This window comes from Streptomyces chromofuscus (genome assembly GCF_015160875.1).
GTDB lineage: Bacteria > Actinomycetota > Actinomycetes > Streptomycetales > Streptomycetaceae > Streptomyces > Streptomyces chromofuscus.
Genome location: NZ_CP063374.1, coordinates 1,504,531 through 1,517,169, shown reverse-complemented (window position 1 = coordinate 1,517,169; position 12,639 = coordinate 1,504,531). Strand labels below are relative to the sequence as shown.

Genomic DNA, 12,639 nt, shown 5'->3' with positions numbered 1-12,639 from the left:
AGTCCACAACGGGCCGTCGCGAATGCAGCTGACGTGACGGCGGAAGGGCCGCGACAATGCCACCGAATGGCTTTGTCGCCTTTTCCGGCGGGTCGTTCGTGCCGCTGGGCACGCGCGCTCGTTCTTCACAGCGGGGCGGTCGATGCGCCGTTCCGGGTGAGCTGGTCGTAGGAGCATCAACCGATGGGCGAGGGGTACGCATGACCGACACCGGCCAGGTCCCGGGCGAAGGGCTGCCGGAGAACGCAGGCCAGGTGGAGCAGCCGGGCGTCTCCGTTCCCGGCGCGTACACCTACCTCTCCGAGTCACCCGCCGAGGACGAAGACCTGCTGCTGCCCGGCGCGCAGGGCGCCTGGGGCCACGAGGTGGCCCCGCCCGCACCCGAGCCGGTCGTCGAGGCCGTCCACGAGCCCGGGGCGCACGAGATGTCCGGCCGTGACAGCGGCTCCGTCGACCTGACCGGCGTACGCCTGCCGGGTCCGACGCCGCCCCCGCCGTCGCCCGCCCCCGCCGCCGCGCCGCGCCGTCCGCTGCACCTGGGCCCGCCGATCCCCGACGCCTCCGCGAGCCCGGTCCGCTCCCTGGCCGACCGCGGCCCCGCGGGCGCACCCGTACGGCAGCCGGTGCCGTCCGCCGGACCCGAGTACCTCGACGGCCCGCGCCCGCCCGAGACGCCGGCGCAGGGTGCGGTGCAGTGGGGCGGCACGCAGGCGCCCGCCATGCAGCCCGCCGCGGCGCGGCCTGCCGTGACGCAGACGCCGGTGGGCGCGGAGGTGACGGCTGCGGAAACGGTTGTTCCGGCCGGGCAGGCGCAGGGGCACGCACAGGCGCAGGCCCAGGTGCTGGCGCAGGCGGAGGCACCGGCACAGGTTCGGGTGCAGGCGGAGGCGCAGGCGCCGGTGGAGGCGCTCGCCCAGGCCCAGGCTCAGGCCGAGGCGTACGCGCAGGTCGAGGCCCAGGCGCCGGCACAGGCGCATGAGCACGAGCAGGCCCAGGCACAGGCCCACGCGCACGTACCGGCGGAGACGCCTCAGGCGCAGGTCGCTCCGGAGCCGGTGGACGCGGCGCAGGCCGCGGTCGCGCGGCTCGCCTCCGGGGCCGGGGCTTCCGGTCCGGGGGAGGCCCCCGCCGGGGAGCCGGGACCTGCCGCCGACCAGACGTTCGGCCCTGACGCGGGGGCCGCTCCCCAGGCGGTGCTTCCGACGGACGCGGGGGCCGCTGACGCGGTGGTTCCGACGGACGCGGGCCCCGCCGAGGACGCGGTGGTCGCCGCAGATCCGAACCCCGCCGACGCGCAGCCGTTCGTGCCGGACGCCGAGGAGGCCCCGAGCGCCCCCGCCGTGGCGAACGAAGCGGGGCCGGTCGCGGAGCCCGTGCCCGCCCCCGAGCCCGAGCAGCTCCCCGAGGTCCCCGAGGGCGCGCCCGCTCACGGTGCCGAGGACTCCGCTGCCGTACCCGCCGCTTCGGAGCCGGAGCAGTACGCGAGCGCCGAGGGGCCGCAGCCCCCGGAGGCGGCCCTGGCCGATCAGCCCGCGCCCGCGACCGCCCCGGAGCCCGCTCCCGCCGCCGAGCCCGAGCCCGTCCATGCCCCGGCCGTCGAACTGCCGAACGCCGCCGAGCCGGTCGCAGCGGTCCCCACCCCGGAGCCCGCCCTCCCGCCCGAGCCGCCGGCCGCCGTGGCCGCGGACGCGCAGGGGATGGTCCCGGCCCCGGACGAGCCCGCCGCGCAGCCCGTCCCGCACCCCGGGCAGGCCGCCCCCGAATCGGACCTCGGCGCGAGCGCCGAGCAGCCGCAGCCGCAGGACTTCGCGCCCGACGCCGTCCCGGCGCCGCAGCCGGAGCAGCCGCTGGGCCAGTTCGTCCCGGTGGAGGGCTCGGTGCCGACCACCCCGCACCTCGCGCCCACCCCGCCGCACCCCGTCGTCCTGCCCGCCCAGGAGCAGGCGCCCGCGCCCCCGGCGCGGCCGGAAGCCGTGGCCACGGTCCCCGGCCCCCGCGAGGCCGACCCGGCCCCGGCCCCGGCGCCCGTACAACTGGTGCAGAACGCGGAGGACCTGGACACCCGGGCCGCCGACCAGGAAGACGAGCGAGACCAGCAGAACCAGCAGAACCAGCAGGAAATGAGCACGGCCCCCGTCGCAGAAGCACGACAGTCCACCGGCCCGGCCGCGCCCGCCTACGACGACGCCGAGCGCGAGGCCGTGCTGAAGGTCATGCGCGAGCGCCGCGACATCCGCAACGGATTCCGCAGCGACCCGATCCCGCACGAGGTCCTGCTCCGCGTGCTGGAGGCCGCCCACACCGCGCCCTCCGTGGGCCACTCCCAGCCCTGGGACTTCGTCGTCATCCGGTCCGCCGAGACCCGGCGCACGATGCACGAACTGGCCATGCGCCAGCGCGAGGCCTACGCCAAGTCCCTGCCGAAGGGCCGGGCGAAGCAGTTCAAGGAACTGAAGATCGAGGCCATCCTCGACACTCCGGTGAACATCGTCGTCACCGCCGACCCGACCCGCGGCGGCCGCCACACCCTCGGCCGCCACACCCAGCCGCAGATGGCGCCGTACTCCGCCGCCCTCGCGGTGGAGAACCTGTGGCTCGCCGCCCGCGCGGAGGGCCTCGGCGTCGGCTGGGTCAGCTTCTTCGACGAGCGCGAGATGGTCCGCGCCCTCGGCCTGCCCGAGCACCTGGAGGTCATCGCGTACCTGTGCGTCGGGTACGTCGACGAGTTCCCGGACGAGCCCGAGCTGATGCAGGCGGGCTGGTCCAAGCGCCGCCCGCTGTCCTGGGTGGTGCACGAGGAGACGTACGGCCGTCGCGCCCTGCCCGGCGAGGAGCCGCACGACCTGCTCGCCGAGACCGTCTCCCAGATCCGCCCGCTGGACGCCAAGGCGCTCGGCGAGGCCTGGGAGCGGCAGAAGCGGATGACCAAGCCGGCCGGCGCGCTCGGCATGCTGGAGATCATCTCCGCCCAGCTGTCCGGTTTGTCCCGACAGTGCCCGCCGCCGATCCCGGAGCCCGCGGCCGTCGCCATCTTCGCGGGCGACCACGGGGTGCACGCCCAGGGCGTCACCCCCTGGCCGCAGGAGGTCACCGCCCAGATGGTGGCGAACTTCCTCGGCGGGGGAGCGGTCTGCAACGCCTTCGCCAACCAGGTCGGCGCGGAGGTGTGCATCGTCGACGTGGGTGTCGCCGCGGAGCTGCCGTCCACTCCGGGCCTGCTGCCGCGCAAGGTCCGCCCGGGCACCGCCGACATGACCACCGGCCCCGCCATGACCCGCGAGGAGGCCAGGCAGGCCATCGAGGTGGGCATCGAGACGGCCCGTGACCTGGTGGCGGCCGGTAACAAGGCCCTGCTCACCGGCGAGATGGGCATCGCCAACACCACCGCGTCCGCGGCCCTCATCTCGGTCTTCACGGGCACGGACCCGGCGGAGGTCACGGGCCGGGGCACCGGCATCAACGACGAGACCCTCGCCCGCAAGACCGAGGTCGTCCGCCGCGCCATCGAACTGCACCAGCCGGACCCGGCCGACCCCATCGGCGTGCTCGCCGCGCTCGGCGGCCTCGAACACGCCGCCATCGTCGGCCTGCTCCTCGGCGGCGCGTCGCTGCGCACGCCGGTGATCCTGGACGGCGTCAGCGCCGGCGCCGCCGCCCTGGTCGCCCGTGCCATCGCCCCCGAGGTCCTCGCGGCCTGCATCGCCGGCCACAGAAGCGCGGAGCCCGGCCACGTGGCCGCCCTCAACAAGCTCGGCCTGCGCCCTCTGGTCGACCTCGACCTCCGCCTCGGCGAGGGCACGGGCGCGCTGCTGGCCCTCCCGCTGGTCCAGAGCACGGCCCGGGCGATGCACGAGGTGGCGACGTTCGACTCCGCCGGGGTCACCGAGAAGTAGGTTCCCCGGCCGAAGCGAGCCGGGTGGGCGCTCCTCGCGCCCACCCGACCCCGGCCGTACGCTGAACGCACTCTAAGATCCGCACGTCAGGGCTGCTCCAGAGCCGTAGCGCCCATCGCACGCCCGCACGAGGAGCCGCACCCTCATGGCCGAACACCCCGCCTACCCCGTAGGCCTCCGCCTCACCGGCCGCCGCGTGGTCGTCCTCGGTGGCGGCCAGGTCGCCCAGCGCCGCCTGCCCGCGCTGATCGCGGCCGGCGCGGACGTCGTCCTCGTGTCCCCGCAGGCCACGCCCTCGGTCGAAGCGATGGCGGACGCGGGGGAGATCGCCTGGGAGAAGCGGCCCTACGCCGAAGGCGACCTCGCCGGCGCCTGGTACGCCCTGATCGCCACCAGCGACCACGAGGCGAACACCCGTGCCTCGGCGGAGGGGGAGCGACACCGTGTCTGGTGCGTCCGCTCCGACGACGCCGATGCAGCGACCGCGTGGACCCCGGCCACCGGTCACAGCGAGGGCGTCACCGTCGCGGTCCTCACGACCGACACCAGGTCCCGCGACCCGCGCCACACCGCCGCCATCCGCGACGCCGTCGTCGAGGGCCTGCGCGACGGCACCCTGGTCGCCCCGCACCACCGCACGCGCACTCCCGGCGTCGCCCTCGTCGGCGGCGGCCCCGGCGACCCCGACCTGATCACGGTCCGCGGCCGTCGTCTGCTCGCCGAGGCCGACGTCGTCATCGCCGACCGCCTCGGCCCGCGCGACCTGCTCGCCGAGCTGCCCCCGCACGTCGAGGTGATCGACGCGGCGAAGATCCCGTACGGCCGCTACATGGCCCAGGAGGCCATCAATCAAACCCTGATAGAACACGCCAAGCAGGGCAAGTCGGTCGTCCGGCTCAAGGGCGGCGACCCCTTCGTCTTCGGCCGTGGCATGGAGGAGGCCCAGGCGCTCGCCGACGCCGGCATCCCCTGCACGGTCGTCCCCGGCATCTCCAGCTCCATCTCGGTCCCGGGCGCGGCCGGCATCCCGGTCACCCACCGCGGGGTCGCGCACGAGTTCACCGTGGTCAGCGGCCATGTCGCCCCCGACGACGAGCGGTCGCTCGTGGACTGGCCGTCCCTGGCCAAGCTCACCGGCACGCTGGTGATCCTGATGGGCGTCGACAAGATCGGCAAGATCGCCGAGACCCTCGTCGCCCACGGCAAGCCGGCCGGTACGCCCGTCGCCCTTGTCCAGGAGGGCACCACCGCGGCGCAGCGCCGCGTCGACGCGACGCTGGCGACGGTCGCCGAGACGGTGCGCGCGCAGGAGGTCAGGCCGCCTGCGGTGATCATCGTCGGCGAGGTCGTCGGCGTGGGCCCGCAGACCTCCGCGTAACCGCGGGTAACACACACCGTCCCGAGCCTTTGGCACCGTACGCACGACAAGGCAGTATCACTCTGTGGCCGATCTCATCACCGTCGAGGATCCCGACGACCCGCGCCTGCGCGACTACACGGGCCTGACCGACGTCGAACTGCGCCGCAAGCGCGAGCCCGCCGAGGGTCTGTTCATCGCCGAGGGCGAGAAGGTCGTCCGGCGGGCGAAGGACGCGGGCTACGAGATGCGGTCGATGCTGCTGTCCGCCAAGTGGGTCGACGTCATGCGCGACGTCATCGACGAACTCCCCGCCCCCGTCTACGTGGTCAGCCCGGAACTCGCCGAACAGGTCACCGGCTACCACGTGCACCGGGGCGCCCTCGCCTCCATGCAGCGCAAGCCCCTGCCCGCGGCCGCCGAACTGCTGCGGACCGCCCGACGGGTCGTGGTCATGGAGTCGGTCAACGACCACACCAACATCGGCGCGATCTTCCGCTCGGCCGCCGCGCTCGGCATGGACGCGGTCCTGCTCTCACCCGACTGCGCCGACCCGCTCTACCGCCGGAGCGTCAAGGTCTCGATGGGCGCGGTCTTCTCGGTGCCGTACGCCCGTCTGGACACCTGGCCCAAGGGCCTGGAGTCGGTCCGCGAGGCCGGTCTCACGCTGCTCGCCCTGACGCCCGACGAGAAGGCCAGGCCGCTGGACGAGGCAGCTCCGCACCGGATGGACCGCGTCGCCCTGATGCTCGGCGCGGAGGGCGACGGCCTGTCCAGGCAGGCCCTGGTCGCCGCCGACGAGTGGGTCCGCATCCCGATGTCCCACGGCGTCGACTCCCTCAACGTGGGCGCGGCGGCGGCGGTCGCCTTCTACGCCGTCACCACGGGCCGCCCGACGCCGTAGAGGCCGCGGCGGAACCAGTCGTGCCGGGCCGACGCCAAGCCGAAGGCGGCTTCTGGCGAGCGCTCGGAGCAGGCTGCTCACGCGGGGGAGGCTGTTGGTGAGGGTTCGCATCAGGTCGCTCACGCGGGGGAGGCTGTTGGTGAGGGTTCGCATCAGGCTGCTCACGCGGGGGGTGGCTGTCGGCGAGCGCTCGGAGCAGGCTGCTCACGCGGGGGAGGCTGTTGGTGAGGGTTCGCATCAGGTCGCTCACGCGGGGGGTGGCTGTCGGCGAGCGCATGTACTTGGCTGCCCAGGGCGAAGCAGGCTGTCGGCGAGCGCTTGTACGAGGCCGCCCAAGCCGAACGAAGCCTCGGCGAGCTGTCGCCACGAGCCGCGCACGGCGGTGCAAGGCCTTGCGGGAGCGGTCGCCACGAGCCGCGCACGGCGGTGCAAGGCCTTGCGGGAGCGGTCGCCACGGGCCCGCCCGGGTTTGGGGTCGAGCAGTCACGGCCCCGCCCGGCCCTGGGTGACCGGTCATCACTGGGCGCCCGCAGCGCCGCCCGCAGCGGTAAGAACCCCTTGCGCGACCGCTCGTCACAGGGCCCTTCGAAGCCGCCGGCTGCCCTACTGCGAGGCCTCGAGCGTCGACTCGTGTCGCTCGGACATCATCGCTTCCTCGTCCAGCGGCCGGTGCTCGGGCTGGACGTGCTCCTGGCGCTCGCGGACGCCGCCCGGCTCGTCGCCGAGTCCGCGCGGCGACCCCTGGCAGCCCTGCACCACACCGATGCCGAGCGCCACCAGCAGCGTCACCACCACGAACACGAACAGCCGCTGCCGCAGCAGCCGGGGATTGGCCGGCCGCCGCCCGGTCCCGGTGGGCCGGGGCGCCGGACGGCCGCCACTGCCGCGCGGCGCCGTACGGCTGCCGCTGCCGCCGCCGGAGCGGGTCGTGTTGCGCGCCGGCGTGTTCCGCGAGACGGGCGTGGGCCGCGCCCCGGACCGCGTCGGCGTACCGCCGCTGCGGGAGGGAGCACCGCCGCCCCGGGACGGGGCCCCGCCGCGCAGCGGCGCGGGACCACGCGAGCTGCCCGCGCTCCGGGGCGCCGGAGTGCCCGGCCCGCCCTGCTGCCGGCGCGGTGCGCGGTCGGGATAGGTGTCGGCGAGCAGTCCGGTGGGCCGGTCGGCCTCACCGGAACGCGGCGCGGGCGGCCGCCCCTCGATCAGACCGTGCGCCTCCCGGGCGGCGATCTCCTTCAGCCGCAGCGACAGCTCCAGCGTGCTCGGCCGCTCCTCGGGGTCCTTCGCCAGGCAGGCCCGCACCAGCGGAGCCAGGGCGTCCGGCACGCCGTGCAGCTGGGGCTCCTCGTGGACGACCCGGTACAGCATCACCTCGGAACTGCCCTGCCCGAAGGGCGAGTCGGCGGTCGAGGCGTACGCCAGGGTGGCGCCCAGCGAGAACACGTCCGTGGCCGGCGTGACCGCGGCGCCGCGCACCTGCTCGGGCGCGAGGAAGCCGGGCGAGCCGACGGCCGTGCCGACATGGGTGAGCGTCGAGGCCCCGGTCGCCCAGGCGATGCCGAAGTCGATGATCCGGGGGCCCTTGGGCGAGAGCAGGATGTTGGACGGCTTCAAATCCCGGTGGACGACCCCGGCCTCGTGCACCGCGACCAGCCCTTCCGACAGGGCGGCCCCGACCATGGCGACGTCGGCCGCGCCGAGCGGCCCCTCGTCGGCGACCTTGTCGTGCAGGGAGGGCCCGGGCACGTACTGGGTGGCGAACCACGGCCGTTCCGCCTCAAGGTCCGCGGCGACGAGCCGCGCGGTGCACCCGCCCCGGATCCGTCGCGCCGCGGAGACCTCGCGGGCGAACCGCGACCGGAACTCCTGGTCCTCCGCCAGGTCCGGCCGGATCACCTTCAGGGCGACCCGCTGCCCCTTCTTGTCGGAGCCCAGGTAGACCACGCCCATACCGCCCGCGCCGAGCCGTCTGTGCAGCCTGAACGAGCCGACGACGCGCGGGTCCTCGCGCCTCAGGCGCATCATCGCCATGTTCATCCCCGCTGCCCGGTCCGTGTGACGTGGCACAGCTTACGTTTCCGTGGCCGCCTGCGCGCAGAGGCCGCGCCCTCTCGGCCGGACGGATTGTCAGTGCCGGGTGCGAGAATTGAGGGGTGGTCAGGGAGCGCGCCGACAGGGCGCCTTCGCGCCGTACGCGCTACCAACCGCCTGTCGCGGAAGGGGGATTGAACCCGTGAAGGGTGACCGTGTGGAGATAGTCGTGGACGCCGGGGACACGACACGTACGTATGAGGTGGTGGCGAGCAGGGCGGGCCGCCGGGTGGAGACGGCGGTACGCCGAGGCGTCGTGGAAGTGAGCGAAGTCACGCGAACCGGCGTTGTGGTCCGTACGGCGCGGTTCATGGCGAACCGGGTGCTGGCCCTGGTCGAGCAGCCCGTGCCCCGCGAGGACAGCTCGGAAAAGCCCGGACACACCGGGCGCCCCCTCCGGGAAGACCCCTAGACCCGCACCTTCTTCTCCACCCAGGGGAGTACACCTCCTGCCGCGGCTCATCCTCCGGGAGGCCCGCCAATCGGTACGAGGGCATGACGCCCAGTACCTCCTCGCGCACCTAGATTTGAGGTCAAGCGGCGGGTGCAGCACTCGTCCCCCGAGGTCAGACGCCCGCCGCTGCCAACGACAACTGAGCACGGTCAGGAGAGGGACCATGGCCTACACGGCACCGCGGACACTGATCCGCGAGCAGGGACGCAGGGCGCACGCCGCGTTCCGCCCGCGCCGCACGGGCCGCCGCCACCCCCTGGTGGCAACGGCCATGGCCCTTCCCCTGGCGGTCCTGCTCCTCGTCGTCTTCGACGGCTGGGAGACAGTGGCCACACAGGCGTCGTCCGTGGGCGTGATGCTGGGGCGCTGAGCGGCGACCCCAGGCCCGGAAGAGCGGTCCGGGCGGGGACATCCACACCCATTACCCCGTGGGGACGGGGGTGCGGCGGACGGCAAAATGCCGGCGCAGCTGGGGAGCTGCGCCGGCATTGCTTTTGCCCGGACCCACGCCGGCCAGATCTTCGGGGGCTCGCCGCACAGCACAAGGCGCACCCGCCGACCAGAGCTCCGGGCTCGCCTCACGTCTCAAAGGGCGCACGCCGGCCAGGTCTCAGGGGCTCGCCTCGACTTACCCGGGGGCGCACGCCGGCCAAGTCTCCGAGCGCTCGGACACGTCACGTCCGGGCGCACACCGGCCAGGTCCCCGGGGCTCGCCTCACGTCGCGTCCGGGCGCACGTCACGCATCCGTCCAGGAGCTGACCTCGGTCACCTGCCCGCCGAGCCATGCCATGCCGCGGTCACCGGGCCGTCGCCCACCGGCGTACCCTCACCAGCACCCGCCCCGCTCCGAGGAAACCTTGTGACGACACCCCTCCTGACCGACCTGGCCGCCCGGGCCAGGACCGCGGCCCACCCGCACGCCGACGCCTGCGCCTGCGGAGCGGTGCTCACCCTCGCCGACCGCGCCGACGCCACGGTCGTCCGGCACGCCGGTACCGTCGCCAAGGCCCATGCCCCGGACACCGACTCCGCCGAACTCGCCGCCCGTCTGACGACGGCCGCCCGCATACCCGGCGTCCTGCTCCCCCCGCTCGATGCGGCGCCCGTCACCCTGCACGGCAGGCCCGTGACCTTCTGGCCCTACGGCAGCCCCGTCGACCCCGGCACCCCGGACGCCGCCCCCTGGGAGGCCGCCGCCGCCCTCCTCGCCCGCCTGCACCGCACCCCGCCCCCCGTCCCGTTCCCTGCCATGCGCGGCCCCGCGAAGGCCGCCCGCGCGATCGCCCGGCTCCGCGCGGCCGCCCCGCACCCGGCCACCGCCGCGGTACTGCGGGCCTGGGCCGGTCTCCCCGCCTGGGCCCGCGACGAGAGCCCGCTCCCGGACACCGGCACCCTCTGCCACGGCGATCTCCACCTGGGCCAGCTCGTCCGCCACCCGGCCCCCGGCGGCCCCTGGCTGCTGATCGACGTCGACGACCTCGGCGTGGGCCCCGCGGCCTGGGACCTCGCCCGCCCGGCTGCCTGGTACGCCTGCGGACTGCTGCCGCCCGACGAGTGGGCCCGTTTCCTCGGCGCCTACCGCGCGGCCGGCGGCCCGGCCGTCCCCTCGGACGGCGACCCCTGGTCCGCCCTGGACGTCCCGGCCCGCGCCCTCACCGTCCAGACCGCCGCCCGGGCCGTGACGAAGGCCGTCGCGGCGCGGCGGCCGCTGGACGAGGTGGAGCAGTCGCTCGTCGACGCCTGTGCCCGAATGCCCTCCGTCCCCGCCCAGTTGCCCAGGAACCTCGCGAAGTAGGGTGCAACCGACCGCAGCCGGACAGAGTCTGTCCTGGCGATACGCGAAGCAGGACCGACCGGCGAGGAGTTGAGCCGACCATGCAGTGCCCGAAGTGTCACGCACCCATGCACACGTACAACCGCAACGGCGTTCAGATCGAGCAGTGCTCGAACTGTCGGGGGATCTTCCTGGACTACGGCGAGCTGGAGGCGCTGACCCGTCTCGAGTCCCAGTGGTCCCAGCCGGGCCCGCCGCCCGCCGCGCAGGCGTACCCGGCCCCGCCCGCCCCCGCCTGGGGCGCCCCGCACGGCGGTCACCACGGCGGTCACCACGGCCGGCACAAGAGCTTCGGCCACATGCTCTTCTCAAGCTGAGTGGCCCGCACCCACGACGAAGCCCCCGGCCGGACGGCCGGGGGCTTCGATGCGTGTGGACGATACTGGGATTGAACCAGTGACCTCTTCCGTGTCAGGGAAGCGCTCTCCCGCTGAGCTAATCGTCCTCGGGACCACGATCGTGACTCCATGGAGCCGGTCGTGGGCACTGCGTGCGCGATACTGGGATTGAACCAGTGACCTCTTCCGTGTCAGGGAAGCGCTCTCCCGCTGAGCTAATCGCGCGGGTGGGACCTTCGAGAAGATCCAGTGGACGATACTGGGATTGAACCAGTGACCTCTTCCGTGTCAGGGAAGCGCTCTCCCGCTGAGCTAATCGTCCTTGGAGGTGGAGACGGGATTTGAACCCGTGTAGACGGCTTTGCAGGCCGTTGCCTCGCCTCTCGGCCACTCCACCAGGAGTGTAGGGGACCGGGAGGACCCCTCTTCCTGCGAGCGGACGACGAGGCTCGAACTCGCGACCTCAACCTTGGCAAGGTTGCGCTCTACCAACTGAGCTACGTCCGCCTGTCGTTTCGGTCCGCTTGCGCGGCCCGGCGACGTGTTGAACTCTAGCGGATTCCGGGGCCAGTACAAAAACGCGTTTGTGCAGCGTGCTGCGCTGCACCTGGTCACGGACGTGGCCGGACCACCGGAAAGGACACGGAAGCGCCACCTGCGGGACACCCGCCATAGACTCGACAGCGTGCTCGACCTCCCTCCTCTCGCCCGCTTCGGCGACCGCGTCGCCACCGGCCTGCTCGACGTCACCAGTGATCCCGCGGCCCTGGACTCCACCGGTTTCTGGGCCGTCGCCGCCGACTTCGAGGGCCGCCTGACCTGCGCGCGCTTCGCGGACGTACGAGAGGAACCCGTGCCGGCCCCCACGCCGGGCGGCTGGCGCGGCCCGGCCGTCGACGACTGGACGTCGTCCCTCGACCGCGCCGCGTACACGGAGGGGGTGCGCCGGATACGGCGGCACATCGCGGCCGGCGAGGTCTACCAGGCGAACCTCTGCCGCGTTCTGTCCGCGCCCGTCGCCCCGGACGCCGACCCCGACGCCCTCACCGCGTTGCTCGCCCGCGGCAACCCGGCGCCGTACGCCGGAACGATCCGGCTGCCCGGCCACGGCGTGGAGATAGCGAGCGCGTCCCCCGAGCTCTTCCTGCGCCGGGAGGGCCGCATCGTCGAGTCGGGCCCGATCAAGGGCACCGGCCGCACCGAGGCGGACCTCCTGGAGAAGGACTACGCCGAGAACGTCATGATCGTGGACCTGGTCCGCAACGACCTCGGTCGCGTCTGCGCCCCGGGCACGGTGACCGTCCCCGATCTGTGCGCCGTGGAGAAGCACCCCGGGCTGGTCCACCTGGTGTCCACCGTGCGCGGCGAGCTGCGCCCCGACGCGGACTGGCCGGAGCTGCTCGCCGCGGCCTTCCCGCCCGGCTCGGTCACCGGCGCGCCGAAGTCGAGCGCCCTGGGGATCATCGACGCCCTGGAGACGGCGCCCCGGGGGCCCTACTGCGGCGGCATCGGCTGGGTCGACGCCGACCGGGAGAGAGGCGAGCTGGCCGTGGGTATCCGTACCTTCTGGATCGACCGGGCCGAGGGCGTGCTGCGCTTCGGTACGGGCGCGGGCATCACCTGGGGGTCGGACCCCGAGGGTGAATGGCGGGAGACCGAACTGAAGGCCGCCCGGCTGCTCGCGGTAGCGTCAGGGGCGTACGAGATGAGTGAAGAGGGACTGTGATCGTGCTGTGTCCATCCGGGGGACGACCTCCGGGCCCCGGTCGC

At 74.1% G+C, this 12,639-nt stretch carries 9 protein-coding genes and 5 tRNA genes; 8 read left to right on the top strand and 6 right to left on the bottom strand.

What is annotated here, in order from left to right; all coding sequences use genetic code 11:
- Window positions 1-200: 200 nt before the first annotated feature.
- The 3 genes from cobT to IPT68_RS06820 all read left to right on the top strand — a co-directional run bounded on the left by cobT (window position 201) and on the right by IPT68_RS06820 (window position 6,154).
- Entirely contained in the window at window positions 201-3,893 is a 3,693-nt protein-coding gene (gene cobT / locus IPT68_RS06830; protein WP_189699654.1) for a nicotinate-nucleotide--dimethylbenzimidazole phosphoribosyltransferase, read from the top strand.
- A gap of 145 nt (window positions 3,894-4,038) precedes the next feature.
- Window positions 4,039-5,271 (top strand): uroporphyrinogen-III C-methyltransferase, encoded by a 1,233-nt coding sequence (gene cobA / locus IPT68_RS06825; protein WP_189699655.1) that lies wholly within the window; start codon window positions 4,039-4,041, stop codon window positions 5,269-5,271.
- A gap of 64 nt (window positions 5,272-5,335) precedes the next feature.
- Window positions 5,336-6,154, top strand: a complete 819-nt coding sequence (locus IPT68_RS06820) for a TrmH family RNA methyltransferase (RefSeq protein ID WP_189699656.1) — start codon at window positions 5,336-5,338, stop codon at window positions 6,152-6,154.
- A gap of 603 nt (window positions 6,155-6,757) precedes the next feature.
- Here the strand turns inward: IPT68_RS06820 and IPT68_RS06815 are convergent.
- Window positions 6,758-8,188 (bottom strand): serine/threonine-protein kinase, encoded by a 1,431-nt coding sequence (locus tag IPT68_RS06815; protein ID WP_189699787.1) that lies wholly within the window; start codon window positions 8,186-8,188, stop codon window positions 6,758-6,760.
- Between the two features lie 196 nt (window positions 8,189-8,384).
- Here IPT68_RS06815 and IPT68_RS33895 point away from each other — a divergent pair, with 196 nt between their 5' ends.
- The 4 genes from IPT68_RS33895 to IPT68_RS06800 all read left to right on the top strand — a co-directional run bounded on the left by IPT68_RS33895 (window position 8,385) and on the right by IPT68_RS06800 (window position 10,848).
- A complete protein-coding gene (locus IPT68_RS33895) occupies window positions 8,385-8,654 on the top strand; it encodes a hypothetical protein (RefSeq protein WP_141309333.1) in 270 nt (89 codons plus the stop codon).
- A 205-nt stretch (window positions 8,655-8,859) separates the two neighbouring features.
- Window positions 8,860-9,066, top strand: a complete 207-nt coding sequence (locus IPT68_RS06810) for a hypothetical protein (RefSeq protein WP_189699657.1) — start codon at window positions 8,860-8,862, stop codon at window positions 9,064-9,066.
- 490 nt (window positions 9,067-9,556) lie between these two features.
- The gene (locus IPT68_RS06805; protein WP_189699658.1) at window positions 9,557-10,492 is read left to right on the top strand and encodes a phosphotransferase family protein; all 936 of its coding nucleotides are present in this window, start codon (window positions 9,557-9,559) and stop codon (window positions 10,490-10,492) included.
- An 80-nt stretch (window positions 10,493-10,572) separates the two neighbouring features.
- Window positions 10,573-10,848, top strand: coding sequence for a TFIIB-type zinc ribbon-containing protein (locus IPT68_RS06800; RefSeq protein WP_189699659.1), 276 nt, complete (start codon window positions 10,573-10,575; stop codon window positions 10,846-10,848).
- Between the two features lie 56 nt (window positions 10,849-10,904).
- Here the strand turns inward: IPT68_RS06800 and IPT68_RS06795 are convergent.
- The 5 genes from IPT68_RS06795 to IPT68_RS06775 all read right to left on the bottom strand — a co-directional run bounded on the left by IPT68_RS06795 (window position 10,905) and on the right by IPT68_RS06775 (window position 11,376).
- Window positions 10,905-10,976 (bottom strand) — tRNA-Val (locus IPT68_RS06795).
- 46 nt (window positions 10,977-11,022) lie between these two features.
- A tRNA-Val gene (locus tag IPT68_RS06790) sits at window positions 11,023-11,094 on the bottom strand.
- A gap of 25 nt (window positions 11,095-11,119) precedes the next feature.
- Window positions 11,120-11,191, bottom strand: a tRNA-Val gene (locus IPT68_RS06785).
- 1 nt (window position 11,192) lies between these two features.
- A tRNA-Cys gene (locus IPT68_RS06780) sits at window positions 11,193-11,266 on the bottom strand.
- Window positions 11,267-11,303: 37 nt separating this feature from the next.
- Window positions 11,304-11,376 (bottom strand) — tRNA-Gly (locus IPT68_RS06775).
- A gap of 178 nt (window positions 11,377-11,554) precedes the next feature.
- On the opposite strand from IPT68_RS06775, the gene IPT68_RS06770 reads away from it, so the two are divergent.
- Window positions 11,555-12,595: a chorismate-binding protein gene (locus tag IPT68_RS06770; RefSeq protein WP_189699660.1), complete on the top strand. Its 1,041-nt coding sequence runs from the start codon at window positions 11,555-11,557 to the stop codon at window positions 12,593-12,595.
- Window positions 12,596-12,639 lie beyond the last annotated feature (44 nt).

Excerpts from the sequence above, each read along its gene's own strand:
- IPT68_RS06815 (WP_189699787.1), bottom strand. The coding sequence starts at position 8,188 with ATGAACATGGCGATGATGCGCCTGAGGCGCGAGGACCCGCGCGTCGTC.
- IPT68_RS06800 (WP_189699659.1), top strand. The coding sequence starts at position 10,573 with ATGCAGTGCCCGAAGTGTCACGCACCCATGCACACGTACAACCGCAAC.
- IPT68_RS06810 (WP_189699657.1), top strand. The coding sequence starts at position 8,860 with ATGGCCTACACGGCACCGCGGACACTGATCCGCGAGCAGGGACGCAGG.
- cobT (WP_189699654.1), top strand. The coding sequence starts at position 201 with ATGACCGACACCGGCCAGGTCCCGGGCGAAGGGCTGCCGGAGAACGCA.
- cobA (WP_189699655.1), top strand. The coding sequence starts at position 4,039 with ATGGCCGAACACCCCGCCTACCCCGTAGGCCTCCGCCTCACCGGCCGC.